Raw genomic sequence first — 26,767 nt, 5'->3', positions numbered from 1 at the left:
TCCTCCGCTTTTCCACCTGATCGAGCAACAAGGACGCACCGATGACTACTGCTGTGGATGCCGCTGATTCTTCCCGCCACGAAGACGTGGAACGTACCGAGATCCTGATCATCGGCGCCGGCCCGGCCGGCTCGGTGGCCGCGGCGATGCTGCGCCAGCAGGGCCGCAAGGTGCTGATGCTGGAGCGCCAGCAGTTCCCGCGCTTCTCCATCGGCGAGAGCCTGCTGCCGCAGAGCATGGAATACATCGAAGCGGCGGGCCTGCTGCAGGACGTGGTCGAGGCGGGCTTCCAGTACAAGAACGGCGCGGCCTTCGTGCACGGGAAAGCGCGCACCGCGTTCGACTTCAGGAAGAAGTTCTCGCCGGGCTGGGGCACCACCTACCAGGTGCAGCGCGCCGACTTCGACAACGTGCTGGCGCGTGGCGCCGAGCGCATGGGCGCGACCCTGCGCTTCGGCGACGAAGTGCTGTCCGTCGAGCCGGGCGAGCAGCCGCTGGTAAGCGTGCGCCGCCCCGATGGCAGCGAGTACCGCATCGAAGCCGATTTCATCCTCGACGCCTCTGGCTTCGCGCGCCTGCTGCCACGCCTGCTGGACCTGGAATCACCGTCCAACTTCCCGGTGCGCGGCGCGATCTTCTGCCACGTACGCGACAACATCCCGGCCGAAGCGGAATTCGACCGCAACAAGATCCTGATCACCACCCATCCCGAGCACATCGACGTCTGGTACTGGACGATTCCGTTCTCCAACGGCTGCTGCTCGCTGGGCGTGGTCGCCGAGCCATCGTTCTTCGAGCGCTACGAAGGCGACGACCTGCAGAAGCTGCAGGCCATCGTCGGCGAGGATCCGAACCTGACCTCGCTGCTGGCCAATGCCGAATGGGCGGTGCTGCCAGTGCGCCGCATCACCGGCTATTCGGCCAATGTCAGCTCGCTGTGGGGCCCGGGCTATGCGCTGCTGGGCAACGCCGGTGAGTTCCTCGACCCGGTGTTCTCCTCCGGCGTCACCATCGCGTTCAAGTCGGCGCAGCTGGCCAGCGAATGCCTCAAGCGCCGTTACGCGGGCGAGACCGTGGACTGGGAAAGCGAATTCTCGATTCCGCTGCGCGCCGGTGTGAAAACCTTCCGCCGCTTCGTCGAAAGCTGGTACCAGGGCGGCTTCCAGAAGATCATCTACCACCCCGACCAGCAGCCGCAGGTACGCGACATGATCAGCTCCATCCTGGCCGGCTACGCCTGGGACACCAACAATCCGTATGTGGCCGACGACAGCGGCCGCCGCATGCGCGTGCTGGAGGAACTGTGCAGCGCCTGATCGTCCGCCTCTCCGCGGTCCTGCTGTGCCTGCTGCTGGCTGCCTGTGCCAGCCGCATGCCGCGGCCGCTGGTCGACCTACCGCCGCTGCGGCTGGCACCGTCCAGCCTGCCGGCGCCGCTGGCCCTGCAGCAGCAACTGCACTTCCGCTTCGGCAGCCACGAGCGTGATCTGGATGCGCTGCTGGAAGCCGACGCGCAGCAGGTGCGGCTGGCCGTGCAGGCGATGGGCCAGACCGGCGTGCGCCTGCAGTGGGACGGCCAGCAGCTGACCCAGCAGCGTGCACCGTGGCTGCCGCCACAGGTACGTGCCGAACGCGTACTGGATGACCTGCAGTTCGCGCTGTGGCCGACTGACGCCATTGCCGCCGCGCTGCCGGCCGGGTGGCAGGTGAGCGACGACGGCCGCCAGCGCAGCCTGTCCCGCGACGGCACCGTGTGGCTGCAGCTGCAGCGCGTGGGCGATGGCAGCGTGCAGCTGGACAACCGCGCCGAGGGCTACACCCTGCGCATCGAATCGATCGACATGGCCGGCCAGGAATGAAGAGCGCTCCCATTTTCCTGAACGACCTCGGCGTGGTCTGCGCGTTGGGCGAGGGCCGCACCGCGGTGGCTGCTGCGCTGTTTGCCGATGCGCCCGGCGGCCTGAGCGACAACGCCAGCCTGCTGCCAGGTCGCACGCTCGCGCTGGGCGAAGTGCGCAGCCCGCTGCCGACGCTGGAAGAACTGCCGGTGTCCCTGCGTGGCCGCAACAATGCCCTGCTGGACGTGGCACTGGCGCAGATCGCGCCGGCCGTTGCCGATGCCATCAACCGTTACGGTGCCGAGCGCGTGGCGGTGGTGCTGGGCACCAGTACCTCGGGCATCGGTGAATCCGAACAGGCGCTGCGTACCCGCGCCGAACACGGCCATTGGCCTGAAGGGTTCGACTACGCACAGCAGGAAATGGGCACCGCCGCGCAGTTCGTGCGTGAGCGCAGCGGTGCGCTGGGCCCGGCCTGGACGCTGTCCACGGCCTGTTCGTCCAGCGCCAAGGCGTTGATGTCGGCCGCGCGCATGCTGCGTTCGGGCATCGTCGATGCCGTCATCGCCGGTGGTGCCGATTCCCTGTGCCGGTTCACCGTCGCCGGGTTCAGCGCGCTGGAATCGGTCTCCGCAGTGCGCTGCAATCCGTTCTCGCAGCATCGCTGCGGGATCAACATCGGCGAGGGCGCCGCGCTGTTCCTGCTGACCCGCGATGCAGGCCCGGTCAGCCTGGCGGGGTGGGGTGAGTCGGCCGACGCGCACCATATGTCGGCACCGGACCCGCAGGGTCTGGGTGCCATCGATGCCCTGCAGCAGGCGTTGCAGCGTGCTGGCTGGGCACCTTCGGAAGTGGATTACGTGAACCTGCATGGCACCGCGACAGGCCACAACGACGCCATGGAAAGCCACGCCGTGGCGCAGGTGCTGGGCACCGCCGTGCCGGCCAGTTCGACCAAGCCACTGACCGGCCACACGCTGGGGGCGTCCGGTGCGATCGAAGCGGCGCTGTGCTGGATCGTGCTGGCCGGGAATCCGCAGCAGCAGCTGCCGCCGCACTGGTGGGACGGCGTCGCCGATCCGGCGCTGCCGACATTGCCGCTGGTGGCGCCGGCAACGTTCCTGCCGTCGCCGCCGCGGCGGGTGCTGAGCAGTTCGTTCGCCTTCGGCGGCAGCAATGCCGTGCTGGCACTGGAGCGCCGATGAACATGCCGCTGTATGCCATCGAGGAGGTGGTGCCGCACCGCCAGGACATGTGCCTGCTGGACCGCATCCTGCATTGGGACCAGGACAGCATCGAGGCGGAACTGGTGGTGCCCGAGGCCGGCCTGTTCATCGAAGACGGTGCGGTCCCGGCATGGGTTGGCATCGAATACATGGCCCAGGCCATCGCTGCCTGGGCCGGCTGCCGCGCACGCACGGCCGGCAACCCGCCGCAGCTGGGCTTCCTGCTTGGCAGCCGGCGCTACACCAGCACGCGCAGCAGTTTCCCCAGTGGCACCCGCCTGCAGGTACAGGCGCGTTGCGAGCTGTTGGGCGACAATGGATTAGGGATGTTCGCCTGCCGCATCCTGGCAGGGGAAGAAGAATGGGCGGTTGCCAACGTGTCGGTGTTCGAACCGGCCGACTCGATGGCCTATCTGGAGAGTGGACAGGCATGACAGGGAATCCAAGCGTGCTGGTGACCGGCGCGAGCCGGGGCATCGGCCGGGCCATTGCGCTGCGTATCGCGCGCGATGGCTTCGACGTGGTGGTGCATTGCCGCAGCCGTGTGGAAGAAGCACAGGCGGTGGCCGACGAGATCCAGGCGCTGGGCCGGCAGGCCCGCGTGCTGGCCTTCGACGTGGCCGACCGTGCTGCCGCGCGTGCTGCGCTGGAGGCCGACGTGGAGGCACATGGCGCCTATTACGGCGTGGTGTGCAATGCCGGCATCGCCCGTGACGGCGCGTTCCCGGCACTGTCCGAGGACGACTGGGACCAGGTGATCCACACCAACCTGGACGGTTTCTACAACGTGCTGCATCCGCTGATCATGCCGATGGTGCGGCGGCGCAGGCCGGGCCGCATCGTCACCCTGTCCTCGGTGTCCGGGGTGGCCGGCAACCGTGGCCAAGTCAATTACAGTGCGGCCAAGGCCGGCATCATCGGTGCCAGCAAGGCATTGGCGCTGGAACTGGCCAGCCGCCAGATCACGGTCAACTGCGTGGCCCCGGGCCTGATCGAGACCGACATGCTCAACGAAGAAGTGGTCGAACACGCATTGAAGCTGATCCCGGCCGGCCGCGTCGGCCGTCCCGAGGAAGTGGCGGCCACGGTCGCGTTCCTGCTGTCCGAGCCGGCCGGCTACATCACCCGCCAGGTGATCTCGGTCAACGGAGGGATGATCTGATGGCCGCCGATCGTCGCGTGGTGGTCACCGGTGCTGCTGCCATCAGTCCGCTCGGCCACGATTGGCCGACCATCCAGGCCCATCTGCGCAGCTGCCGCAATGCGGTGCGTTCGATGCCGGAATGGGATGTGTATGCGGGCCTGAACACCAAGCTTGCCGCGCCGGCGCAGGACTACGAGCTGCCGCCGAACTACAACCGCAAGACCACCCGCTCGATGGGCAAGGTGGCGATCATGTCGGTGCGCGCCACCGAGGTCGCCCTGCGTGAGGCGGGCCTGTTCGAGCACCCGGTGCTGCGCAGTGGCCGTACCGGGGTGGCCTATGGTTCGTCGTCGGGCAGCCACGAAGCCACCGGCGAATTCGGCCGCATGCTGCATGAGTTCACCACCGACGGCATCAGCGCCACCACCTACCTGAAGATGATGAGCCACACCGCGCCGGTCAACATCGGTGTGTTCTTCGGCCTGTCCGGGCGTGTCTACACCACCTCCAGCGCCTGTACGTCGGGCAGCCAGGGCGTGGGCGCCGGCTATGAAGCGATCCGCAGCGGCAAGCAGACGGTGATGGTGACCGGTGGTGCCGAACAGCTCGACGCCACGGCTGCGGCGGTGTTCGACACCTTGTTTGCCACCAGCACGCGCAACGACGCACCGCACACCACCCCCCGTCCGTTCGATGCCGGCCGCGATGGCCTGGTGCTGGGCGAGGGCGCCTGCACGTTGATCCTGGAGGATCTGGAACACGCACAGGCACGCGGCGCGACCATCCTCGCCGAGATCGTCGGCTACGGCACCAACAGCGACGGCCAGCACGTCACCCAGCCCAGCGCCGACACCATGGCCCAGGCCATGCGCCTGGCGCTGGAAGACGCCGGTCTGCAGCCAGCGCAGATCGACTACGTGAACGCCCACGGCACGGCCACCGACCACGGCGACATCGCCGAGACCCAGGCCACCGCCCAGGTGTTCGGCAGCCGCGTGCCGATCAGCTCGTTGAAGAGTTACGTCGGCCACATGCTGGGCGGTTGCGGTGCGTTCGAAGCCTGGATGAGCATCGAGATGATGCGCGCCGGCTGGTTCGCGCCCACCTTGAACCTGGTCGAGGTGGACCCGCGCTGCGGCCAGCTCGACTTCATCACCGGGCAAGGCCGCGAGCTGCAGGCCGAGTACGTGATGAGCAACAACTTCGCCTTCGGCGGCATCAACACCTCGCTGGTGTTCCGCCGCTGGAGCGCGTGATCCCGCTGTACCCGCACACCAACAAGGAGACGTTCCGATGCGCCGCACCCTGCTGATCGCCACTGCCACCGCGCTGCTGGCCCTGACTTCCACCGCTTCGGCGCGCGATACCCGCGTCGAGCAGTCCCTGCGCGAGCTGATCAGTTCGCAGGCCGCCAAAGATGCCGGCATCGACGGCAGCGTGCGCTTCTACCTGGCCGGCCAGCCGGTCAGCGTGCAGCAGCGCCTGGGCGAGGACGTGACCAACAAGAAGACCAACGCCGCCAACAAGAGCGACGTCGAGGCCTGCAACTGGGTTGCCCTGTCGGCACTGCTGGCCCTGCAGGACGGTGCCAAGTCGCGCGGCGCCAACGCCGTGGTCGACATCGTCAGCTACTACAAGAAGAACGAGTTCAAGAGCGCGACCAACTACGAGTGCTGGGCCGGCACCTTCGTCGCCGGCGTGGCCCTGAAGGGCACCTACGCCAAGGTCAAGTAAGCGCTGCCGACCGGTGGCGCAGCCTGAACGGCGTCGCCACATTGCTGAACCCCAACGGGGAAACGCCGTCGATCGCGCCGCCATCGTCGCGTGACGGCTTTCCCCGGTGTCGGCTTTCCGACACAATCACGGCTCTTCCCGGGTTATCGTCCCGTGGACATGCACGCCTACGTCTATAAAAGCCAACTCAAGCCGGACACCTACGTCTATCTCGCCCGACGCGATGACTTCAGCGCTTTGCCTGCGCCGCTGTCGGCGTCGTTGGGTCCGCTCGTCTTCGTGCTGGACGTGACCCTCGGCGCGGAGCGCCGGCTGGCCCAGGCCGACCCGGCCAAGGTGCGCAGCGAACTGACCGAGCGCGGGTTCTACCTGCAGGTGCCGCCATCGGTGAGCAGCATGATGCTGCGCCACTATGACTGAGCTTTCCCGATCCCGCGCCCTGTCGCTGGCCTTCACCCTGGGTGCCTTGCTGGCACTGGGTTCGGCGCTGGGCGGCCTGCCCGGTGCGGTGCTGGCGGCACTGGCACAACCGGCGTTCGCACTGGGGATCTCGTGGTGGCGGCGCAGCCGCGCGCTGCTGCCGCCGAAGGTGATCGCCCGCCAGGACCTGCCGGCGCTGCTGGCACTGTGGACCGCCGCGCCGTTGCTGCTGGCCCTGTTGCTGGCCTGGCCCCTGGCCGCGCTGCGCGACAGCGGCAGCCTGGCTGCGGTGCTGGGCCTGAGCGTGCTGGTCAGCGCTGGCCTGCTGGCGGCTTGGCGCACCTGGCCGCTGTGGAACGATGTCGAGCGCCTCGAAGGTGGCCTGGCCCAGCATTGGCAGGCGTTGGCCGGCCGCGACCTCAGCGCCTGGCGTGGCCTTGGCGTGGCTGCACTGGTGATGGCCCTGGCCGCACTGGTGGTACTGCCGACCTGGCCGGGCCTGCTGCCGGAAAGCGCGCGTTGGCCGTCGGCGCTGGCGGTGCTGCTGCTGTCGCCGCTGCTGCACCTGCTGCTGCAGCGCATCGCACCGGCGCCGCTGGTCTCGCTGCGCGGCCCGGTTGGCGCTGAACTGCCGGTCGATCGCGAAACGCTGTTCAGCGCTGCGGTGGACACCACGCCGCTGGAAGCATTGGCGCCGCAGGAGCTGACCCCGGCCCTGTACGAAGCCGCACGCCACGGCCGCATCGACCGCGCGCTGCAGTTGCTGCAGGCCGGCGCCGATCCGCATTCATTGCCTGACCCGAACTGGCGCGACCAGCGCAGCCTGGCTGTACTGGCCGCAGTATTGCCGGACCTGCGCCTGCTGCGCGAGCTGATCGGCCGCGGCGTCGATGTGAACGCGCCGCACCGCGGCATGACCCCGTTGCTGGCCGCGACCCGCGACAGCTGGCATGGGCGTCCGGAAGCGGTGATGACCCTGCTGGCCAACGGCGCCGATTCGCGCGCCACCGACAGCGAGGGCAACACGCCCCTGCACCACGCCGCGCGCAGTTCCGACCCGGGCGTGGCCGCACTGCTGCGGGATGCGGCGGCTGAAGTGGACGCACTGAACCGTGATGGCTGGTCACCGCTGGCGGTGGCCTGCCAGGTCGGCAACTGGCGCCTGGCGCGCTTCCTGCTGGAGCGTGGCGCGCGCAGCGAACCGGCTGACGGCACCCCGGTGCTGCTGGCCGCGGCCGCCACCGAGGACGACGATCCGGCCGGGGTGCAGCTGCTGCTCAAGCACAAGGCACGTGCCGACGCGCGCGACCGCCAGCGCCGCAGCGCGCTGCATGAAGCCGCACTGGCCGGCCACGTGGACATCATCGGCGTGCTGCTGGCCGCCGGTGCCAACCTGGAAGCGCGCGATGCGCTGGGCCGCACCCCGTGGCTGGAAGCCGCACGCGCCGGCCGCGCTGCCGTGGTCGAGCACCTGCTGCCGCACAAACCCGACCTGGTTGCGGTCGACGCCGATGGCCGCAACGCGGTGCTGCTGGCCACGATGGCCGAGGACGTTTCGCCGCTGTTGATCAAGCGCCTGCTGGAACTGGGCATCGCCGCCGACGGCAGCGATCCGGCCGGCCGGCGCGCGGTGGACTACGCCGCCGAAGCCGGCCGCTGGGCGATCGTTGCCCTGCTGGACCCGTTCTACCCGCTGCCCGCCGCCGTCAGCGATGGCCTGGCCGAGCGCGGTGAGACGGCCAGCGCCAGCGGCCTGTTGCCCGACCGCCCGCCGTTGACCCTGCTGCGCGAGGCGCTGGGGTTCGGCAATACCGATGGCATGGCCGCACTGGCCAGGCTGTGCCAGCCCGAAGAACTGGGTGGCCTGCTGCTCGATCCGGAGCTGGCGCTGGAGCCGCGTGCGGTCGACTGGCTGCTCGCCCATGGTGCCGATCCGTACGTGCGCGACGCCTGCGCAGATACGCCGATGTTCGCCCTGCTTTCGCGTGGCATCGATGCCGTGCCAGCCCTGCAGGTGATGCTGCAGCACGGCCTGTCGCCGGCCGGGCGTGGTGGCCTGGCGCGTTTCCTGGCCGCCTGTGCGCAGCACGACCAGGCGGCGCGTGGCCTTGAGCAGCTGGCGCTGGAACTGCTGGAGCGGGGCGCCGATCCGTTTGCCGCCTCGCCGGCCGGTGATCCGCCGTTGTCGCTTGCGGTGCGCCTGGGCTGGCTGCGCCTGCAGCAGGCCCTGCTCACCACCGGCGTGGACCGCGAAGCACGCGACAGCCATGGCATGACCGCACTGCATCTGGCCACCGCACTGGCGCGCGAAAGCGCCTTGAAGCTGTTGGTGCAGCACGGCGCCTCGCCGGAAGCGCGTGCTGCCGATGGGCAGACACCACTGGGCGTAGCGTTGTCGATCGGTCGTCGTGATCTGGCTGATTGGCTGGACTGGCGCGTCTGGCCGCTGCCGCGCCGGACCCTGCGCGAAGGCGATCTGCCGGCCGCCGCGATGGCCGGTGATGTCGACGCCGTGCGTCGTCTGAATGATCTTGGCTTTGCCATCGACGCCGTCGATGCGCAGGGCTGCACCGCGCTGCTGCGTGCTGCCGGCGGTGGCCACCTGGCCGTGGTCGACCTGCTGCTGGCGCGCGGCGCTGATCCGCAGCATGCCGCTGCCAGTGGTGCCACGCCGTTGTCAGCGGCGGTCAGCATGCGCCAGGTCGAGATCGTCTCGGCCCTGCTCGACGCCGGTGCGCAGCTCGAACACCGCCTGCCAGGCGGGGTCACCGTGCTGATGCTGGCCTCGGCGCTGGGCCTGCCGGACATCGTGGCGCGCCTGCTCACCGCCGGTGCCGATGTGCACGCCGGCGATGCCCAGCAGCTGGCGCCGCTGCACTGCGCGGCACTGTATGGCTTCAGTGCGCGCGACCGTTCGCGCCTGCTGGCGCTGCTCGATACCCTGCTGCTGGCTGGTGCAGAGCCAGACCAGGCCGCCGCCGGTGCGGTCACGCCGTTGCTGCTGCTGCTGGGCGCGCGCGCCGAACCGGGAACCGCCTGCGACGAGCAGGTGGTGATGGCCGCCGTCGAGCGCCTGCTGGATGAAGACGTCAGCCTGGACGTGCGCGATCCGCGTGGCTTCGGCCCGCTGCATCTGGCCGCCCTGCACGGGTTGCCGCTGCTGGTGCAGCGCCTGCTGCGCGCCGGTGCCGATCCGGAAGCGCGCGATGGCTTGAACCGCAGCCCGCGCGAGATCGCGGTGATGCGCGGTTTCATCGACGTCGCCGCCGAGTTCGAGCCGCGCGTGGCGGGCGTATCGTCGATGGCCAGGTTCCTGCGCGACAACGGCTGACCCCAAGGCGCGGTAGTGCCGGCCGCTGGCCGGCAGCTTAGCAATCCTGGCGAGGTTCATGAGGTTGCCGGCCAGCGGCCGGCACTACCCAACCCCGTCGATCAGCGTTGCTTGTCGCCGTCGCTTTCCGCGTTCGAGCCGCGCGTGGCGGGCGTATCGTCGATGGCCAGGTTCCTGCGCGACAACGGCTGACCCCAAGGCGCGGTAGTGCCGGCCGCTGGCCGGCAGCTTCGCAATCCTGGCGAGGTTCATGAGGTTGCCGGCCAGCGGCCGGCACTACCCAACCCCGTCGATCAGCGTTGCTTGTCGCCGCCGCTTTCCGCGTTCGAGCCGCGCGTGGCGGGCGTATCGTCGATGGCCAGGTTCCTGCGCGACAACGGCTGACCCCAAGGCGCGGTAGTGCCGGCCGCTGGCCGGCAGCTTCGCAATCCTGGCGAGGTTCATGAGGTTGCCGGCCAGCGGCCGGCACTACCCAACCCCGTCGGTCAGCGCTCCTTGTCGCCGTCGCTTTCCGCGTCCGCTTCGAACAGGTGCATCAGGTCGTTGCGGGCATCGCGCGAGGTCTGGATCACGGCGGCCTCGTCGTCGTAGACCAGGTACTGGTCGCGCAGCAGCTTCTCGTCGTGTTCGCGGAACTGCTGCACATGGCGCTCGGCCACGTTCGGTGCCACGCCCAGCGCGGTCAGCACGCGCCCGCTCATTTCCAGGCTGGTACCGAATACTTCGCGGAACGGTTCGGCCGACATGTCCATCAACCGCCAGGCATGCTGGCGGTTGCGCGCACGCGCCAGCACCGTCGCGTCCGGGTACAGGCGGCGCACCATGCGCACCGCCCGCAGGTTGGTTTCCGGGTCGTCCACGGTGATCACGAACACGTCGATGTGCTCGCCACCGGCGGCGCGCAGCATCTCCGGCCGGGTCGGATCGCCGTAGTACAGCTGGTTGCCGAAGCGGCGCAGGTCGGCCACCGTGTCCGGGTTCGCCTCCAGTGCCACGAACGGCACCTTCTGCGCGGTGAGCAGGCGCGCGATCACCTGGCCGAAGCGGCCCATGCCGGCAATCAGCACCTTCGGGCGATTGTCCGGCGCCACCTTGTCGGCCTCCGCCGCCTGGCGGGGCGCGACCTTCTCCTCGCCGAGCAGGCGCATCAGGGCGATCATCAGCAACGGGGTGATCGCCATCGACAGGCCGACGATCGCCACCAGCCGGTCATGGTTGGCATTGCCCAGCAGATGCGCACGCTGGGCTTCATTGAACACCACGAAGGCGAATTCGCCGCCCAGCCACAACACGCTGCCCAGCAGCAACGACTGCCGCGAGCTGAGTCTGGCGATGCGGCCGATGGCGTACAGCAGGCTGAACTTCACCACCAGCAGGATCGCCACGCCCGCGGCGATCATCCACGGTTCGGCGGCGATGCGGTCCAGGTCGATGCCCATGCCCACGGCAATGAAGAACAGGCCCAGCAGCAGGCCCTTGAACGGCTCGATCTGCGATTCCAGCTCATGCCGGAATTCCGAATCGGACAGCAGCACGCCGGCCAGGAATGCCCCCAGGCTGGGGCTCAGGCCGGCTTCCTGCATGAACCAGGCGGTGCCCAGCACCACCAGCAGCGCGGTGGCGGTGAACACCTCCGGGCTGCGGGTGCGGGCGATGATGCCGAACACCCGGCGCAGCACCGGCCGCCCGCACAGGATCACCACCGCCAGCGCACCCAGCGCGACGGCCGCATCTTCCCAGCGCAGCGTCTCGTTCTTGACCCCGCCCAGAAGCGGAATCGCGGCCAGCAGCGGAATGGCGATCAGGTCCTGGAACAGCAGGATGGCAAACCCCAGCCGGCCATGGTCGCTGTTGATCGCCTTGTGTTCGGACAGCAGCTGCAGGCCGACCGCAGTCGACGACAGCGCCAGCGCCACGCCCACCACCAGCGCGCTTTTCCACTGGAAGTGATCGAGCAGCAGCAGGCCGCCCAGCACCAGCCCGGACAGCGCCACCTGCGCCGCGCCCGCACCGAACACCGAGCGCCGCATCACCTTCAGCCGGGCCGGGGACAGCTCCAGCCCGATCACGAACAGCAGCATGACCACGCCGATCTCGGCCGCGCCGAGGATGCGGTCGGCGTCCTGTACGAAGCCCAGACCGTCCGGCCCGAGCACCACGCCGGCCGCCAGGTAGCCCAGCACCGCGCCGAAGCCGAACTTCTTGAACACCGGCACCGCGATCACCGCGGCCAGCAGCAGCACCAGTGCCAGTTCCAGACCACCGCTATGCATGGGAATACCTGGTCATCGGGAGGCCGGCTGTGCGTCCGTTCGGCGGGGAGGGGAGCGCGGCGGATACCACCTGGGCATTATGCGCGCGCCGCTGTGTACGCACGAGAACGGCAGCGGGCCCATTGTCCGGTCAGCGTGGCGGGTTGACCTGCACCGACCGCAGGTCCAGACTGCCCGCCGCTGCCGGCGTGTCCGGCAGTACACCCCTCCGGAGTCCCCAACCCATGTCCAGCGACAGTAGAAGTCGACCTCGGTCGACGCCAGCGATGGCCACCGCCTGACACCGGGACGGTTTGCCTGCGTTGGCGTTGCGCGAGGTCGCACCCCATGAAGGCGAATCACCATGAACCAGAAGCAATTGCTGCGTCCGGTGGCCGATGCCGCAGCATTGTCGGCACCGCTGGCGAACTACAACACCGCCGATGCGGTGGAATTCCTCAACACGCTCGAACTGGAGCGCGCCGCCGAGACGCTGGCCGCGCTGTCGCTGCCGCGTGCAGTGAAGATGCTCGAGGCGCCGGAGCTGCACCGCAGTGGCGAGCTGGTTGCCGCACTGCCGCCGGCACGCGCCGCCGCGCTGCTGGGGTTGATGGCCGACGACCGTGCCACCGATATCGTCCACGAGCTGGATGAAGAAGAACGCGCGCGGCTGATTCCGCTGCTGGGCAACGAAGCCCGGCAGACCATCCAGAAGCTGCTGAGCTACCCGCCGAACACCGCCGGTGCGCTGATGACCACCGAGTTCGTCGCCGTGCCCGCCACCTGGACCGTGGCCCAGACCCTGCAGCACATCCGCCAGGTCGAACGCACGCGCGAGACCGTGTATGCGATCTACGTGCTCGACCCGGCCAACCAGAAGCTGCAGCAGGTGGTGACCATGCGCCGGCTGATCACCGGGCTGCCGGAGGAATCGATCCTGGAGGTGGCGCAGGTCAATCCGCCAGTGATGGTGGATGCGCAGATGGACCAGGAAGACGTGGCGCGGCTGATCCGTCGCCACGATCTGCTGGCCATTCCGGTGGTGGACGCGCAGCAGCACATGCTCGGCATCGTCACCGTCGATGACATCCTCGATGCGCTGATCGAAGAATCCACCGAAGACGCGCACAAGTTCGGCGGCATGGAAGCGCTGGACAAGCCATACATGCAGATCGGCTTCTTCGAGATGCTGCGCAAGCGCGCCGGCTGGCTGAGCGTTCTGTTCGTCGGCGAGATGCTGACCGCCAGCGCGATGCAGCACTACGAGGACGAACTGGCGCGCGCGGTGGTGCTGACCCTGTTCATTCCGTTGATCATGAGCTCGGGTGGCAACTCCGGTTCGCAGGCGACCTCGCTGCTGATCCGCAGCCTGGCGCTGCGCGAACTGCGCCTGCGCGACTGGTGGATGGTGGCCCTGCGCGAAGTGCCCACCGGCATGGTGCTCGGCGCCATCCTCGGCTGCCTGGCCATCGTACGCATTGTGATCTGGCAGCTCGGTGGCTTCCATGACTACGGCGAGCACTGGATCCTGCTGGCGATCACCATCGGCGCCGCGCTGGTGGGCATCGTCACCTTTGGCTCGCTGTCCGGGTCGATGCTGCCTTTCATCCTCAAGCGGCTGGGCTTCGACCCGGCCAGCGCCTCGGCCCCGTTCGTGGCCACCCTGGTGGATGTGACCGGCCTGGTCATCTACTTCAGCATCGCCGCGATGATCCTGCACGGGACGCTGCTGTAACGGCGGCGTCATCCACGCAGGGCGTGGATCTACTGGATCGTGCAACCCGTGATGGCGTGGATGCGATGCCAGGTTCCTGCACACGATCATGCCGCCGCAGCGCCGGTCCGTGTAACGTAGGCACATGAGTACCTACCACCTGCAGTCCGTGTTCCGTCCGCAGTCGGTCGCGGTGATCGGCGGCAGCCCGCGTGAGCGCTCGGCGGGCCGCGCAGTCATGCGCAACCTGCGCGGCACCGGCTTCCCCGGCAAGGTGGCGTGGATCAACCCTCGCCACGCCGAGATCGATGGCATCCGCACCGTGAAGCGGCTGAAGGACCTGGACTGGGTGCCCGATCTGGTGGTGATCACCGCGCCAGCCGCCATCGTGCCGCAGGTGGTACGCACCGCTGCCGAACGGGGCGTGCAGGCCGCGATCATCCTCACCGCGCACCTGGGAGAAGGCCCGGGCTCGCCATGGGCACAGGTGGAGTCCGCCGCGCGCGCGCATGGCCTGCGCATCCTTGGCCCGCACTGCCTGGGCGTGATCGCGCCACATGCACGGCTCAATGCCAGCATCGCCGCGCATTTCCCACAGGCCGGCGACCTCGCGCTGATCTCCGAATCCTCGGCGATTGCCGCCGCCCTGGTGGAATGGGGCGTGGCGCGCTCGGTAGGGTTCTCCGCCGTGGTTTCGCTGGGCGACACCATGGACGTGGACTTCGGCGATCTGCTGGATTATTTCGCTACCGACTACCGTACCCGCGCCATCCTGCTCTATGTCGAGCAGATCAAGGACGCGCGCAAGTTCATGTCGGCCGCGCGCGCCGCTGCGCGTGCCAAACCCGTGGTGGTGGTGAAGTCCGGGCGCGCCGAACGGGCGCAGCCGGGCAGCGCCGATACCCACGTGCAGGCACTGGCGCGCGCCGATGATGTGTACGGCGCGGCATTCAACCGTGCCGGCCTGCTGCGGGTGAGCGCGCTGGACGAACTGTTCACCGCGGCCGAGTCGCTGGGCCGGCTTGGCACCTTCCCCGGTCGTCGCCTGGCCATCCTCAGCAACGGCGGTGGCGTCGGCCACCTGGCGGTGGACCAGCTGATCGCCCTGCAGGGCACGCTGGCGCAACTGTCCGACAGCACCGTGCAGAAGCTGGACGCGGTACTGCCGCAGGGCTGGACGCGCAGCAACCCGGTCGACATCGTGGTCGACGCCGATGGTGATCGCTATGCCACCGCCATCGAAGCGTTGCTGGCGGACAGCGAGAACGATGCGGTGCTGGTGGTCAACGTGCCTACCGCGTTCACCTCGTCGGCCGATGCGGCGCAGGCGCTGACCCGCACGCTCGGCCTGCGCCCGCGCCATCACCGTGACAAGCCGGTATTCGCGGTGTGGCTGGGCAACGACGACCAGGCCACCGCCACCCTCAATGCCGCACGCGTGCCGACCTATCCCACCGAAGCGGAGGCCGTGCGCGGCTTCCAGCATCTGGTGCGTTACCGGGAGGCACAGAGTGCGTTGATGGAAACGCCGCCGAGCCTGCCGCAGGATTTCAGCGTGGATACCGCGCGTGCGCGCGCGCTGGTCGAAGCCGCGCTGGCCAATGGCCAGGGCTGGCTGGACCCGTTGGCCACCCATGAACTGCTGAAGGCCTACGGCATCCCCTCTGCACCGGTGATGCATGCGCGCGATGCGCACGAGGCGATGGACCTGGCGCAACCCTTGCTGGAGCGTGGTGCGACGGTCGCGCTGAAGATCCTGTCGCCCGATATTCCGCACAAATCCGAAGTGGATGGCGTGCGCCTGAATCTGGCGACGCTGCAGGCGGTGCAGAGTGCGGCCAAGGCGATCCTTGCCCGTGCACGCCAGCTACGGCCGGACGCGCGCATCGACGGCCTGCTGGTGCAACCGACCATCGTCCGCCCGAAGGCGCGCGAGATCATCGTCGGCATCGCCGACGACGCCACGTTTGGACCGGTGATCGTGGTCGGGCGCGGTGGCACGGCGGTGGAAGTGATCAACGACAAGGCACTGGCGCTGCCGCCGCTTGACCTGCGCCTGGCCCACGAGCTGATCGGCCAGACGCGGGCCTCGCGCATCCTCAAGGCCTATGGCGATGTGCCCGCCGCCGATGAGCGTGCACTGGCACTGGCGCTGGTCAAACTGGCGCAGCTGGCGGCGGACATTCCCGAAGTGCGCACGCTGGACATCAATCCCCTGCTGGTGGACAGCAAGGGCATCCTCGCACTGGACGCGCGCGTGGCGGTCGCGCCGTCGCGCATCCTGCACAAGGGACGTGGCCATCCACGCTTCGCCGTGTTCCCGTATCCGAAGGAGTGGGAGCGCACCATCGAGCTGTCCGACGGCGGTCGCGCGTTCGTGCGCCCGGTGCGGCCGGAAGATGACGCGCTGTTCCGTGCGTTCTTCGCGCGTGTCAGCGACGAGGATCTGCGTCTGCGTTTCTTCCAGTCGGTGAAGCATTTCAGCCACGAGTTCATCGCCCGCCTGACCCAGCTGGACTACGCCCGCTCGATCGCATTGGTGGCGCTCGAACCGCGCAGCGGCGAAATGCTCGGCGCGGTGCGACTGCATGCCGATGCGGATTACCACCGTGGCGAGTACGGCATCCTGATCCGTTCGGATCTGAAGGGACACGGCATCGGCTGGCGCCTGATGGCGATCATGATCGAGTACGCCAAGTGGCTGGGCCTGGACGTGGTGGAAGGCCAGGTGCTGCGCGAGAACAGCACCATGCTGGCGATGTGCCAGAGCCTGGGCTTCAAGACCCGGCTGGACCCGGACGACCCGACGGTGATGATGGTGACGTTGCCGGTGCAGCAGGTGGAAGTCCCCGACGTCCCGCCGGTGGCGTGACCGTGACGGTAGCGCCGGGCCATGCCCGGCGGACCGTCGGATTCAACGCAGCGGCTCGACCACCACCGCCGTGCCATAGCACAGCACTTCGGTCAGCCCGGTCATCACATCGGTGGCGTCGTAGCGCATGCCGATGACCGCGTTGGCACCCAGCTGCCGCGCATGCTTGACCATGTCACGATAGGTTTCCTCGCGCGCCTGCTCGCACAGCTCGGTGTAGATGGTGATGTTGCCGCCGAAGATCGTCTGGATGTCGCCCAGGAAATTGCCCACGATCGAGCGCGAGCGCACGGTGATGCCGCGTACCACGCCCAAGTTGCGCGCGATGCGGTAGCCGGGCAGCTCGAAGGCGGTGGTCACCATCGAATCATCGAAGCGCGCTGCGGACGTGGTCGGGGCACCGCTGTTGTAGGGGTCGGCCATGGGTGTCTGGTCGTGTTGTGGGTTTGAAGACGCCACAATACCGCCATGACCGACCGCATTCCCCTGCTCCTCCTCCCGGGTCTGCTCAACGACGCCGAACTCTGGCGCGCGCAGCTGGCCGACCTGGCCGATATCGCCGACTGCACCGTGGGCGACCAGACCCACGGCGAGACCCTTCAGGCCGTTGCCGAGGAGGTACTGGCGCAGGCGCCGGAGCGGTTTGCGCTGGCCGGTTTCTCACTGGGCGGCTTTGTCGCCCAGCAGATCCTGCGCACCGCGCCGGAGCGTGTGCTGCAGCTGGCCCTGATCGACACCTCGATCCATGCCGACTCCCCGGAACGTGCCGAACAGCGCCGCAGCCAGCGCGCCAGCGTGCGCCTGCCCGGCAGATTCCACGGCTTTGGTGACGCGCTGATGCGCAGCTATATCGACGCCTCGCGGCTGGACGACTACGTGCTGGTGCAGCGCGTGCGTGACATGACCGCACGGCTGGGTGCGGAGGTGTTCCTGCGCCAGAGCGCGCTGGAGCGCAGTGATGGCCACGATGTGCTGGCCGGCTACCGCGATCCGCTGCTGATCGTCTGTGGTGCGAACGACCGCATCACGCCGTTGCCGGTGAGCGAGGAGATGCACGCGCTGGTGCCGCATTCGCAGCTGGTGGTGGTGCCCGATTGCGGGCACCTGGCACCGATGGAGAAGCCGGACGAGGTGAGTGCGGCAATGCGCGGATGGTTGTTGCAGTACTGATGGATCCGCCGGGCATGGCCCGGCGCTACCCACCGTCATCCGGTAGCGCCGGGCCACGCCCGGCGGCCGTTCTTCAATCCCAAGCCGGTGCGATGCCTTCCGGATTGGCCAGGCGGTGGCCACGGTCCAGCTTGGCGATCTGCGCCATGTCGTCTTCGGTCAGGCGGATCGCGGCGGCTTCCAGGTTGCTGGCCAGGTTCTCGCGCTTGGTCGACGACGGAATGACCGCGTAATCCTGCTGCAGCGCCCATGCCAGCGCGATCTGTGCCGGGCTGGCCTGATGACGGCCGGCGATGGCCTGGATCACTGGGTCCTTGATCACCTCGCCGTAGGCCAGGCTCATGTAGGCAGTGACGCGGATCCCGTTGTCCTGCAGGAACTTCACCAGCAGGCGGTTCTGCAGGTAGGGGTGGATCTCGATCTGGTTGGTGGCGATGGCATCGGCGCCGAGGATCTCGATCGCCTTGCGGGTCTGGGCGATGGTGAAGTTGGAGATACCGATCTCCCGGGTCAGCCCCTGTGCCTTGGCCTCAGCCAGGGCAGGCAGGTATTCCTCCATCGGCGTATCGACCTTGTCGTTCGGTGACGGCCAGTGGATCAACGCCAGGTCGACATGGTCGGTGCGCAGCTTTTCCAGACTGGTGCGCAGGCTGGCCAGCAGCGCATCGCGCTTGAACTCGGTGATCCACACCTTGGTGGTCAGGTAGATCTCGTCACGCGGCACGCCCGACTCGGCGATGGCCTGGCCGACCTCGGCTTCGTTGCCGTAGATCTGCGCGGTGTCGATGGCGCGGTAGCCGACGTCCAGCGCGTTGCGCACCGAGTCGATCACGGTCTGGTCTTTCAGGCGGAAGGTGCCGAGGCCGAAAGCGGGGACAGTCATGGAGAACTCCAAAGCGGGGGAAGGAGGTGATCGCAAAGGGTAGGGCAGGGGCCGTGTGCATGCCGGCAACGGTGCATTGCATGCATCAGTGCGCGCTCACCGCAATGCCTTCGGCGCGATCGTCGATACCGTCGCGACGGTCCAGGCGGCCGCTGAGTGCCGTCAGTGCGAACGCACCGACCACCACCAGCGCACCCAGCCACGGCGTATGCATCAGGCCGATGTGCTCGACCACCAGGCCGCCCAGCGACGCACCCAGCGCGATGCCGATGTTGAAGGCGGCGATGTTCAGGCCCGAGGCCACATCGGTCGCCTGCGGTGCGTAGCGCTGTGCCTGCTTGACCACATACACCTGCAGGCCGGGCACGTTGCCGAACGCCACCGCGCCCAGTGCCAGCACGGTCAGCAGCATCAGCCAGGTGTTGTGGGCGGTGAAGGTCATGACCAGCAGCACGATGGCCAGCAGCGCGAAGATGCGCTTCAGCGCGGGAATCGGGCCCATGCGGTCGGCCATGCGGCCGCCCCACAGGTTGCCGATCGCTACCGACACGCCATACACCAGCAGCACCAGGCTGACCGCGTTGGCCGAGAAGCCGGTGACGTCCTGCAGGATCGGCGCCAGGTAGGTGAAGGACAGGAAGGTGCCGCCGTAGCCAAGCGCGGTGATGGCATACACCATCAGCAGGCGCGGCTGCGCCAGCACGCCCAGCTGCTGGCGGAAGGTGGCCGGCGCGCTCTGCGCCAGCCCGCGCGGCACGAACAGCAGGCTGCCCAGCAGCGCGATCACGCCCAGGCCGGCCACGGCCAGGAAGGTCGCGCGCCAGCCCAGGTGCTGGCCGATGAAGGTGCCCAGCGGCACGCCGGTCACCAGCGCCACGGTCAGGCCGGTGAACATGATGGCGATCGCGCTGGCGGCCTTCTCTTTCGGCACCACGGCGGTGGCGATGATCGAGCCGATGGAGAAGAACACGCCGTGGGCCAGGCCGGTGAGGATGCGGGCGACGATCAGCGAGGTGTAGCCCGGTGCCATCCATGCGATGACATTGCCGAGGGTGAACAGCACCATCAGCGCCACCAGCAGGGTCTTGCGCGGCACGCGGCCGGTGAGCGCGGTCAGCACCGGCGCGCCGACGGCCACGCCCAAGGCATACAGGGAGACCAGCAGGCCGGCCGAGGGCAGGCTGACCTGCAGGTCGGCGGCGATGGTCGGGATCAGGCCGACGATGACGAATTCGGTGGTGCCGATGGCAAAGGCACCGAGGGTCAGCGCCAGCAGGGCGAGCGGAATGCCACGGATCATGACAGTGTCCAGAGGGAAGGAAGGCGCGCAGTGTGCGCGGCCGACCTTTGCCGAAAAACCGGTCTTCACGCCAATCACTCTTGCCGCCTGGTCAATAATGACGCCATGAAAACCACCCTCGACGAAATGCAGGCCTTCCTGGCGGTGATCGACAGCGGTTCGATCAGCGCGGCTGCCGAGCAGCTGGGGCAGACACCTTCGGGTGTGAGCCGCGCGCTGGGCCGTCTGGAGGACAAGCTGGGCACGACCCTGCTGACCCGCACCACCCGCCGCCTGCACCTGACCGCCGAGGGCGAGGCCTATCTGCGCCATGCGCGGGCGATCATCGATGCGGTGGAATCGGCCGAGGAACAGATGGCGGCGCGGCGCGAGCGTCCGGCCGGCCGGCTGCGGGTGGATGCAGCGATGCCGTTCGTGCTGCACGTGATCGCGCCGCTGGTCGCTGGTTACCGCGCGCGCTATCCGGACGTGCAGCTGGAGTTGAACAGTTCCGAGCGCTACATCGACCTGCTGGAACGGCGCACCGATCTGGCGATCCGTATCGGCCCGCTGGCCGATTCCACCCTGCATGCGCGGCCGCTGGGGCGCTGCCGGCTGCAGGTGCTGGCCAGCCCGGCCTATCTGGCCACGCGTGGCGAGCCGGCCAGCGTGCTGGCATTGGGTCAGCACACGCTGTTGGGGTTCAACGAGCCGGAGTCATTGAACCGTTGGCCGCTGCCGGGCGATGCCGAGGGGCAGCTGCTGGTGCGCCCGGACATCGCGGTGTCCAGCGGCGAGACCCTGCGCACGCTGGCGGTGGAGGGCGTGGGCATCACCTGCCTGTCCGACTTCGTGACCGAACGCGACCGCGCGGCCGGCACCCTGGTGCCGGTGCTGGCCGCGCAGACGCTGGATGTGTACCAGCCGATCCATGCCGTGTACTACCGCAACACGGCCGTATCGGCACGGATCAGCTCGTTTCTGGATTACCTGGGCGAGGCGATGGCCGCCTCGGATTACCTGCGCTGATGGAGTGTCCGGGTTGCCGGCCAGCGGCCGGCACTACCGGGAATCGCACGCATGGTAGTGCCGGCCGCTGGCCGGCAACCCCCACACTGCCCGGTGGTTCCGTCAGGCCGCGCGCGCCAAGGCACCCGTTGCTGTCGCCGTGGTGGACAGATCAAACACATCCACCGCTTCGATCAGGCGATCCGCCTGCTGTTCCAGGCTGCGTGCCGCGGCGCTCGCTTCTTCCACCAGCGCGGCATTCTGCTGGGTGGTGCCATCCATCTGGATGATGGTCTGGCTGACCTGCTCGATGCCGGCCGACTGTTCCTGCGACGCAGCGGAGATCTCGGCCATGATGTCGGTCACGCGCTGCACCGACGCGACGATCTCGGCCATGGTGTCGCCGGCCTGGCGCACGCGCTGCGCACCGTGGCCAACCTGTTCCACCGACGCCTCGATCAGCGATTTGATTTCCTTGGCCGCCGCCGCCGACCGCTGTGCCAGCGTACGCACTTCACTGGCGACCACCGCGAATCCACGGCCCTGCTCGCCGGCACGCGCCGCTTCCACCGCGGCATTCAGCGCCAGGATGTTGGTCTGGAACGCGATGCCGTCGATGACGCTGATGATGTCGGCGATCTGCCGCGACGAGCCTTCGATCGCATCCATCGTCGCCACGACCTGGCCGACCACTTCACCGCCGTGCGAGGCCACGCTGTGCGCACCGATCGCCAGCTGGTTGGCCTGCCGCGCATGCTCGGCGTTCTGGCGCACGGTGGAGGTCAGTTCCTCCATCGACGCGGCGGTTTCTTCCAGGTTCGCCGCCTGCTGTTCGGTGCGGCGCGACAGGTCGTTGTTGCCGGCGGAAATTTCCGCAGCGGCGGTGTGGATGCTGCCGGAGGCGTGCTTGATGTCGCTGACGATCGTCGCCAGCTGCGCGGCGGTGGCGTTGGCATCCCCCGCAATGCGGGCGAACACGCCCTGGAAGTCGCCGTCCATACGCGCACCCAGGCGACCATCGGCAATGGCACGCAGCATGGCCGAGACCTCCCCCAGGTTCTGTTCGGTGGTCTGCATCAAGCGGTTCAGGCCATCGACCATCGCGCGGAAATCATGCTCGAAGCGCGCACTGTCGCCACGCTGGCTGAAGTCGCCTGCGGCAGCGGCTTCGGCCAGGCGGCGGATCTCGCCGTTGATCGCGCCCAGGTTGGATTTGACCGCATCCAGCGCCTGGGTGATCACGGCCTTCTCGCCGGGCAGGCGCTCCATGTCCAGGCTGAGATCGCCCACGGCATAGCGGCCCATGATAGTGATCGCGCGCATTTTCACCTGGATGTGCGCATCGACCAGGGTGTTGGTGTCGGCCACCATCGTGCCGTAGGCGCCGGGGAAGGCGCTGCTGTCCATGCGGTGGCTGATCGTGCCGGCGTCGTGTGCCCTCGCCATCGCGGTCTGCGCATCAAGCACGCCACGCAGGGTGCTCTGCACGGCCTGCATCGCCTGTGCCAGGCGACCGATCTCGTCGCGGCTGCGCACCTGCACCACGTGGTCGAGGTCACCGGCGGCAACCGCACGCGCGGCCGCTTCCACCGCCAGCACCGGCTGCACCACGGCGCGCCGCAGCCACCAGCCAAGGGCGATCAGCAGCAGCACGGCGGCGCCGATGGTCAGCGCGGCGCACGCCACCAGCACCTGTCGGGAATCCTGCGAACGCGCGGTCACTGCAGCCTCGGCCACCTCGGTGGCACGCACGCTCAAGGCATCCAGCGCACTGGCCACCGGACGGTCCTTGCCGCGCACCAGGGAATCGCCCACCGCCGGGTCGTAGCTGGCGTCAGCGAAGGCCTGCAGTGCGGCGTGGTAGTCCTGCTGCAACTGTGCGTGCAGGCCGGAAAACGCCTGCGCCAGTTCGCGCGTGCGCGCATCGGGGCTGGCGGCCAGGCCCGTGGCCAGTTCGGCAACGACGCGGCCTTCGTTGTCGAAGGCCTGCAGGTGATGCTGGCGCAGCGCGTCATCGTGGCCGCGCAGCAGCAGGTTCTTCCACTCCTGTACCTGTCCGCGGAATTCGCGTTGCAGGCGCTCGGCATCGCGGCTGTGGGCAACCTCCGGCGGTACGTCGGTGGACAGCTTCAACCAAGCCGACGCCAGGCCCGCCAGGGCGCATACCAGGACAACAGCCAGACCAACAGAAACGGCACCGAGCAGCTTCGACTGCAGCCGCGGCGCATGGGAAGAGGCTTTCATGGGACGAGATCTCGGAAGGGGTGCGATGCGGTATCGACCGTCCTTTAGCGCTCTGAAGTGCGATGCCTGTCACATTACCGTTCTGTTTAGCCATGTGAAGGCTATGTTTACTTGGACAAATGTGTCCATTTGGAACAAAAGCAGACCCTCGACAGGCGGATTAAATGTAACTACTGTAGTTACATGAAATCCGCGAATCCGCTTTCCGACGCCCTGCACGTGATGGCCCATCTGGTCGGCCAGCACGGGCCGCGAACCTCCGAACAGCTGGCGACCTGCCTGCCGACCCACCCGGTGGTGATCCGCCGCCTGCTGGCGCAGATGCACAAGGCCGGCCTGGTACGCAGCACGCGCGGCCACGGTGGCGGCAGCCAGCTCGCCCGCGATGCGGCGACGATCACCCTGCACGACGTCTACCAGGCCATCGGCGCGCCGCCGATGGTCCAGGTCGGTACCCGCGAAGGCAGGGGCGGCTGCCCGATCCAGCAGCTGGTCAACCAGGCCCTGCTGGACAGTGCCCGCCAAGCGCAGCGCCTGCTCGAGCAGCGGCTGCAGGCAACCACCCTCGACCAGCTTGGCGCCGACTTCGCCCGCCATCTTGCCCATCACCGTTCCCTGGAAGGTCACCATGAATCCTGATGTCCTCATCGTCGGCGGCAGCTACGCCGGCATCGCCGCCGCACTGATCCTGGCGCGTGCGCGCCGGCCGGTCACGGTCATCGATGCGGGTTCGCCGCGAAACCGTTTCGCCAGCCATTCGCACGGCGTGCTGGGCCTGGACGGCATCAGTGGCGCCGAGCTGTTGAAGAACGCGCGCCAGCAACTGCTGGACTACCCGAGCGTGCGTTGGCTGAATGCCGAAGCGGTGCAGGCCACGCTCCGCACCGAAGGTGTGGAGGTGCGTACGGCTGACGGCCAGGTACTGACCGCGCGCAAGCTGCTGCTGGCCACCGGTATCGCCGACCAGCTGCCCGATCTGCCCGGCCTGGCCGAGCGCTGGGGCAGCACCGTGCTGCACTGCCCGTACTGCCATGGTTATGAAGTGGGTGGCGGTTCGATCGGCCTGCTCGGCGGCCATCCGATGTCGGCCGGCAAGGCGCCGCTGTTCGCCGACTGGGGCAACGTCACCTTCTTCAGCCAGGGCTTGCCGATCAGCGACGAGGAGCTGGCCGCCATGCAGCAGCGCGCTGTGCAGGTGGAAACCACGCCGGTGGTAGGTGTGCACGGCGAGCAGCCGACGTGGCTGGAAGTGGAACTTGCCGACGGTCGCCGTGTTGCCCAGCGTGCACTGTTCGTGCCGGCCATGCAGCAGATGGCCACGCCGCTGGTACAGCAGCTGGGCTGCGCGCTGGTGGAGAGTCCGCTGGGCGTGCTGGCCGAGGTGGACATGATGAAACAGACCTCGGTGCCGAACGTGTACGCCGCCGGTGATGCGACCACGGTCGGCAACATCACCCTGGCCATGGCCGAAGGCGTGCGCGCGGGCATCGGCATGCACCATGCGCTGGTGGCCGAGGACAGCCTGCCGCGCTGAGGCAATGCATCCACGCATGGCGCGGAACCGTTGAAGGGTGCCGACGTTGGCCGGCACCCTCCGCCTTCAACCTTCCACGCTGGCCGCATCCAGCTGTGCCACGTCCTGCACGCTCAACGCCACGTTCGCCGCCGCCAGCAGGTCGTGCAGCTGCTCCACGCTGGTGGCACTGACGATCGGTGCGGTGATCGATGGCCGTGCGATCTGCCAAGCCAGCGCGATCTGCGCGGCAGTGGCGTTGTGCTTGCTGGCCACGTCATCCAGAGCCTGCAGAATGCGCAGGCCGCGCGGGTTCAGGTAACGCTTGACCACGGTGGCGCCGCGCGCGGAACTCTTGCCGGCATCGTCCGGCGTGCGGTACTTGCCACTGAGGAAGCCGCTGGCCAGTGCGTAGTAGTTGATCACGCCGATCTGCTCGCGCTGCACCAGCGGTTCCAGTTCCTTCTCGTAGCCGGCGCGGTCGTACAGGTTGTACTCCGGCTGCAGGGTTTCATAGCGCGGCAGCCCGTAGTCGGTAGAGACCTTCAAGGCATCGGCCAGACGCGTGGCGCTGTAGTTGGACGCGCCGATCGCGCGCACCTTGCCCGCCTCGATCAGGCGACCGAACGCGGCCAGGGTCGCTTCCAGCGGCGTGGATTCATCGTCCTCGTGAGCCTGGTACAGATCGATCACCTCGGTCTGCAGGCGACGCAGCGAATCCTCCACCGCCGCATTGATGTTGTCCGGGGTGAGGCCGGGGCGCTCGGCCCATTTGGCCACCTTGGTCGCCAGCACCACCTTGTCGCGCTTGCCGCTGCGCGCGAACCACTTGCCCAGCAGCGTTTCCGACTCGCCACCCTGGTTGCCCGGCACCCACGCCGAGTACACGTCGGCGGTGTCGACCAGGTTGAAGCCGGCATCGACGAAGGCATCCAGCAGGGCGAAGCTGGCCTTCTCATCGGCGCTCCAGCCGAACACGTTGCCACCGAAGGCGAGCGGAGCTACATGCAGGCCTGAACGGCCCAGTTCGCGGTTTGCCGTCATGGGCACGGACTCCTTGGGGGAAGTCCTTCAGGATAGAACGCGATGTGTGACCGCGCTGCGGCGCTGACCACAAAACTGTGTTCCGCACCGCGCACGCGGCTAACGTTTTGTGAACACCTGCGGCGTGGCGGCTGCTAGTCTCGCCGCATCTTCCGCTGGAGTCGCCCCGATGATTGCTGCCTCATCCCTGCATGGTTGCCGCCTGCTGCTTGCTTCGGCCCTGCTGGTTGCCGTTCCCGCATTCGCCGCGCCGGCCACGGTCGCACCGGCAAAGATCCAGGTGTCGCCCGCGATCAATGCCGCAGTGAAGGCCTCGACCCGCGACCCCGCCAACGTCAAGCGCGACGGTTTCCGTCATCCTGCGCAGACCTTGGGCTTCTTTGGCGTCGCGCCGGAAAAGACCGTCATCGAGATCACCCCGGGCAATGGCTGGTACTCGGAGATCCTGGCGCCGCTGCTGCGCGACAAGGGTCATTACATCGCTGCGGTGGTCGATCCGCAGGCCGTGGCTGAAGGTCGTGGCCGCGACTACCAGCAGCGCAGCCGCGACAGCCTGGAAAAGAAGTACGCCGCCGCACCGGCACAGTTCGACAAAACCACCGTGGTTGCCTACGACCCGGCCAAGCCGGTGTTCGGTGCAGCCAACTCGGCCGATGTGGTGCTGACCTTCCGCAACGTGCACAACTGGCGCAAGGCCGGCCAGGCGCAGGGCATGTTCCAGGGCTTCTTCAACGTGCTCAAGCCGGGCGGCGTGCTCGGCGTGGTCGAGCACCGCGCCAAGGCCGACGTGGCCGACGCTGACGACACCGGTTATGTGGGCCAGCAGCAGGTGATCGCGATGGCCGAGGCCGCCGGTTTCAAGCTCGACGCGCGCACCGAGGTCAATGCCAACCCGCGCGATACCAAGGACCATCCGAATGGCGTGTGGACCCTGCCGCCGACCAACCAGCATGACAAGGCGGACGACGCCAAGTACCAGGCCATTGGTGAAAGCGACCGCATGACCCTGCGTTTCGTGAAGCCGTGACCCGGTAGCGCCGGGCCATGCCCGGCGAGCACGCGGCGTGGCATGGGACAATGCCCTGCCCGCCGCCTG

Annotated in this window: 22 protein-coding genes; 16 read left to right on the top strand and 6 right to left on the bottom strand. The window is 68.2% G+C overall.

The genetic code is table 11. From position 1 onward, the window contains the following. The first annotated feature begins 41 nt into the window (after positions 1-41). The 9 genes from D0Y85_RS19795 to D0Y85_RS19755 all read left to right on the top strand — a co-directional run bounded on the left by D0Y85_RS19795 (position 42) and on the right by D0Y85_RS19755 (position 9,692). Complete coding sequence (locus D0Y85_RS19795; protein WP_032976809.1) at positions 42-1,316, top strand: NAD(P)/FAD-dependent oxidoreductase; 1,275 nt, start codon at positions 42-44, stop codon at positions 1,314-1,316. Continuing rightward, entirely contained in the window at positions 1,304-1,858 is a 555-nt protein-coding gene (locus D0Y85_RS19790; RefSeq protein ID WP_117311723.1) for a DUF3261 domain-containing protein, read from the top strand. Before D0Y85_RS19795 ends, D0Y85_RS19790 begins: the two co-directional genes overlap by 13 nt. Then, the gene (locus D0Y85_RS19785; RefSeq protein ID WP_117311722.1) at positions 1,855-3,042 is read left to right on the top strand and encodes a beta-ketoacyl-[acyl-carrier-protein] synthase family protein; all 1,188 of its coding nucleotides are present in this window, start codon (positions 1,855-1,857) and stop codon (positions 3,040-3,042) included. Before D0Y85_RS19790 ends, D0Y85_RS19785 begins: the two co-directional genes overlap by 4 nt. After that, on the top strand, positions 3,039-3,497 hold the full coding sequence (locus D0Y85_RS19780) for a hotdog family protein (protein ID WP_117311721.1): 459 nt from the start codon (positions 3,039-3,041) through the stop codon (positions 3,495-3,497). Before D0Y85_RS19785 ends, D0Y85_RS19780 begins: the two co-directional genes overlap by 4 nt. Beyond that, positions 3,494-4,225 carry a 3-ketoacyl-ACP reductase FabG2 gene (locus D0Y85_RS19775; RefSeq protein ID WP_117311720.1) on the top strand — a complete coding sequence of 244 codons (732 nt, stop codon included), beginning with the start codon at positions 3,494-3,496 and terminating at the stop codon, positions 4,223-4,225. Before D0Y85_RS19780 ends, D0Y85_RS19775 begins: the two co-directional genes overlap by 4 nt. After that, positions 4,225-5,463, top strand: a complete 1,239-nt coding sequence (locus D0Y85_RS19770; RefSeq protein WP_117311719.1) for a beta-ketoacyl-ACP synthase — start codon at positions 4,225-4,227, stop codon at positions 5,461-5,463. The genes D0Y85_RS19775 and D0Y85_RS19770 overlap by 1 nt, the downstream gene beginning before the upstream one ends. 37 nt (positions 5,464-5,500) lie before the next feature. Beyond that, the gene (locus D0Y85_RS19765) at positions 5,501-5,941 is read left to right on the top strand and encodes a hypothetical protein (RefSeq protein ID WP_025877987.1); all 441 of its coding nucleotides are present in this window, start codon (positions 5,501-5,503) and stop codon (positions 5,939-5,941) included. 159 nt (positions 5,942-6,100) lie between these two features. Beyond that, on the top strand, positions 6,101-6,361 hold the full coding sequence (locus D0Y85_RS19760) for a YcgL domain-containing protein (protein ID WP_117311718.1): 261 nt from the start codon (positions 6,101-6,103) through the stop codon (positions 6,359-6,361). After that, positions 6,354-9,692, top strand: coding sequence for an ankyrin repeat domain-containing protein (locus tag D0Y85_RS19755; protein ID WP_117311717.1), 3,339 nt, complete (start codon positions 6,354-6,356; stop codon positions 9,690-9,692). The genes D0Y85_RS19760 and D0Y85_RS19755 overlap by 8 nt, the downstream gene beginning before the upstream one ends. Before the next feature lie 485 nt (positions 9,693-10,177). On the opposite strand, the gene D0Y85_RS19750 is transcribed toward D0Y85_RS19755, so the two are convergent. Continuing rightward, positions 10,178-11,965: a monovalent cation:proton antiporter-2 (CPA2) family protein gene (locus D0Y85_RS19750; protein WP_032976814.1), complete on the bottom strand. Its 1,788-nt coding sequence runs from the start codon at positions 11,963-11,965 to the stop codon at positions 10,178-10,180. Positions 11,966-12,308: 343 nt separating this feature from the next. Between D0Y85_RS19750 and mgtE the strand changes: the two genes are divergently transcribed. Both mgtE and D0Y85_RS19735 read left to right on the top strand, forming a co-directional pair. Next, positions 12,309-13,679, top strand: a complete 1,371-nt coding sequence (mgtE, locus tag D0Y85_RS19740; protein ID WP_117311716.1) for a magnesium transporter — start codon at positions 12,309-12,311, stop codon at positions 13,677-13,679. Between the two features lie 124 nt (positions 13,680-13,803). Further along, positions 13,804-16,530, top strand: a complete 2,727-nt coding sequence (locus D0Y85_RS19735) for a bifunctional acetate--CoA ligase family protein/GNAT family N-acetyltransferase (protein WP_117311715.1) — start codon at positions 13,804-13,806, stop codon at positions 16,528-16,530. 42 nt (positions 16,531-16,572) lie between these two features. On the opposite strand, the gene D0Y85_RS19730 is transcribed toward D0Y85_RS19735, so the two are convergent. Then, entirely contained in the window at positions 16,573-16,953 is a 381-nt protein-coding gene (locus tag D0Y85_RS19730; RefSeq protein WP_117311714.1) for a YbjQ family protein, read from the bottom strand. 45 nt (positions 16,954-16,998) lie between these two features. Here D0Y85_RS19730 and D0Y85_RS19725 point away from each other — a divergent pair, with 45 nt between their 5' ends. After that, positions 16,999-17,700 carry an alpha/beta hydrolase gene (locus tag D0Y85_RS19725; RefSeq protein ID WP_117311713.1) on the top strand — a complete coding sequence of 234 codons (702 nt, stop codon included), beginning with the start codon at positions 16,999-17,001 and terminating at the stop codon, positions 17,698-17,700. A gap of 73 nt (positions 17,701-17,773) precedes the next feature. Here D0Y85_RS19725 and dkgB read toward each other — a convergent pair whose 3' ends face one another. Next, positions 17,774-18,583 (bottom strand): 2,5-didehydrogluconate reductase DkgB, encoded by an 810-nt coding sequence (dkgB, locus tag D0Y85_RS19720; RefSeq protein WP_033832513.1) that lies wholly within the window; start codon positions 18,581-18,583, stop codon positions 17,774-17,776. Positions 18,584-18,668: 85 nt separating this feature from the next. Further along, positions 18,669-19,883: an MFS transporter gene (locus tag D0Y85_RS19715; RefSeq protein WP_059065570.1), complete on the bottom strand. Its 1,215-nt coding sequence runs from the start codon at positions 19,881-19,883 to the stop codon at positions 18,669-18,671. A gap of 105 nt (positions 19,884-19,988) precedes the next feature. On the opposite strand from D0Y85_RS19715, the gene D0Y85_RS19710 reads away from it, so the two are divergent. After that, the gene (locus D0Y85_RS19710; protein ID WP_117311712.1) at positions 19,989-20,891 is read left to right on the top strand and encodes a LysR family transcriptional regulator; all 903 of its coding nucleotides are present in this window, start codon (positions 19,989-19,991) and stop codon (positions 20,889-20,891) included. 102 nt (positions 20,892-20,993) lie between these two features. On the opposite strand, the gene D0Y85_RS19705 is transcribed toward D0Y85_RS19710, so the two are convergent. Continuing rightward, on the bottom strand, positions 20,994-23,114 hold the full coding sequence (locus tag D0Y85_RS19705) for a methyl-accepting chemotaxis protein (RefSeq protein ID WP_117311711.1): 2,121 nt from the start codon (positions 23,112-23,114) through the stop codon (positions 20,994-20,996). Positions 23,115-23,297: 183 nt separating this feature from the next. Between D0Y85_RS19705 and D0Y85_RS19700 the strand changes: the two genes are divergently transcribed. Both D0Y85_RS19700 and D0Y85_RS19695 read left to right on the top strand, forming a co-directional pair. Next, positions 23,298-23,753: an Rrf2 family transcriptional regulator gene (locus tag D0Y85_RS19700; protein ID WP_117311710.1), complete on the top strand. Its 456-nt coding sequence runs from the start codon at positions 23,298-23,300 to the stop codon at positions 23,751-23,753. After that, positions 23,743-24,648, top strand: coding sequence for an NAD(P)/FAD-dependent oxidoreductase (locus D0Y85_RS19695; RefSeq protein ID WP_117311709.1), 906 nt, complete (start codon positions 23,743-23,745; stop codon positions 24,646-24,648). Before D0Y85_RS19700 ends, D0Y85_RS19695 begins: the two co-directional genes overlap by 11 nt. Positions 24,649-24,714: 66 nt before the next feature. Here the strand turns inward: D0Y85_RS19695 and D0Y85_RS19690 are convergent, their stop codons facing one another. Next, a complete protein-coding gene (locus D0Y85_RS19690) occupies positions 24,715-25,671 on the bottom strand; it encodes an aldo/keto reductase (RefSeq protein WP_032976826.1) in 957 nt (318 codons plus the stop codon). Between the two features lie 169 nt (positions 25,672-25,840). On the opposite strand from D0Y85_RS19690, the gene D0Y85_RS19685 reads away from it, so the two are divergent. After that, positions 25,841-26,698 (top strand): class I SAM-dependent methyltransferase, encoded by an 858-nt coding sequence (locus D0Y85_RS19685; RefSeq protein WP_117311708.1) that lies wholly within the window; start codon positions 25,841-25,843, stop codon positions 26,696-26,698. The last annotated feature ends 69 nt before the right edge of the window (positions 26,699-26,767 follow it).

Origin of the sequence: Stenotrophomonas sp. G4 (assembly GCF_003428825.1) — a bacterium.
Lineage (GTDB): Bacteria > Pseudomonadota > Gammaproteobacteria > Xanthomonadales > Xanthomonadaceae > Stenotrophomonas > Stenotrophomonas indicatrix.
This window is presented reverse-complemented; position numbering and strand designations above follow the sequence as displayed.

Coding starts and splice junctions, on each gene's coding strand:
- D0Y85_RS19765 (WP_025877987.1), top strand. CDS start 5,501: ATGCGCCGCACCCTGCTGATCGCCACTGCCACCGCGCTGCTGGCCCTG.
- D0Y85_RS19735 (WP_117311715.1), top strand. CDS start 13,804: ATGAGTACCTACCACCTGCAGTCCGTGTTCCGTCCGCAGTCGGTCGCG.
- D0Y85_RS19750 (WP_032976814.1), bottom strand. CDS start 11,965: ATGCATAGCGGTGGTCTGGAACTGGCACTGGTGCTGCTGCTGGCCGCG.
- D0Y85_RS19785 (WP_117311722.1), top strand. CDS start 1,855: ATGAAGAGCGCTCCCATTTTCCTGAACGACCTCGGCGTGGTCTGCGCG.
- D0Y85_RS19685 (WP_117311708.1), top strand. CDS start 25,841: ATGATTGCTGCCTCATCCCTGCATGGTTGCCGCCTGCTGCTTGCTTCG.
- D0Y85_RS19760 (WP_117311718.1), top strand. CDS start 6,101: ATGCACGCCTACGTCTATAAAAGCCAACTCAAGCCGGACACCTACGTC.
- D0Y85_RS19700 (WP_117311710.1), top strand. CDS start 23,298: ATGAAATCCGCGAATCCGCTTTCCGACGCCCTGCACGTGATGGCCCAT.
- D0Y85_RS19795 (WP_032976809.1), top strand. CDS start 42: ATGACTACTGCTGTGGATGCCGCTGATTCTTCCCGCCACGAAGACGTG.
- mgtE (WP_117311716.1), top strand. CDS start 12,309: ATGAACCAGAAGCAATTGCTGCGTCCGGTGGCCGATGCCGCAGCATTG.
- D0Y85_RS19725 (WP_117311713.1), top strand. CDS start 16,999: ATGACCGACCGCATTCCCCTGCTCCTCCTCCCGGGTCTGCTCAACGAC.
- D0Y85_RS19775 (WP_117311720.1), top strand. CDS start 3,494: ATGACAGGGAATCCAAGCGTGCTGGTGACCGGCGCGAGCCGGGGCATC.
- D0Y85_RS19755 (WP_117311717.1), top strand. CDS start 6,354: ATGACTGAGCTTTCCCGATCCCGCGCCCTGTCGCTGGCCTTCACCCTG.
- D0Y85_RS19730 (WP_117311714.1), bottom strand. CDS start 16,953: ATGGCCGACCCCTACAACAGCGGTGCCCCGACCACGTCCGCAGCGCGC.
- D0Y85_RS19770 (WP_117311719.1), top strand. CDS start 4,225: ATGGCCGCCGATCGTCGCGTGGTGGTCACCGGTGCTGCTGCCATCAGT.
- D0Y85_RS19780 (WP_117311721.1), top strand. CDS start 3,039: ATGAACATGCCGCTGTATGCCATCGAGGAGGTGGTGCCGCACCGCCAG.
- D0Y85_RS19705 (WP_117311711.1), bottom strand. CDS start 23,114: ATGAAAGCCTCTTCCCATGCGCCGCGGCTGCAGTCGAAGCTGCTCGGT.
- D0Y85_RS19695 (WP_117311709.1), top strand. CDS start 23,743: ATGAATCCTGATGTCCTCATCGTCGGCGGCAGCTACGCCGGCATCGCC.
- D0Y85_RS19715 (WP_059065570.1), bottom strand. CDS start 19,883: ATGATCCGTGGCATTCCGCTCGCCCTGCTGGCGCTGACCCTCGGTGCC.
- D0Y85_RS19710 (WP_117311712.1), top strand. CDS start 19,989: ATGAAAACCACCCTCGACGAAATGCAGGCCTTCCTGGCGGTGATCGAC.
- dkgB (WP_033832513.1), bottom strand. CDS start 18,583: ATGACTGTCCCCGCTTTCGGCCTCGGCACCTTCCGCCTGAAAGACCAG.
- D0Y85_RS19690 (WP_032976826.1), bottom strand. CDS start 25,671: ATGACGGCAAACCGCGAACTGGGCCGTTCAGGCCTGCATGTAGCTCCG.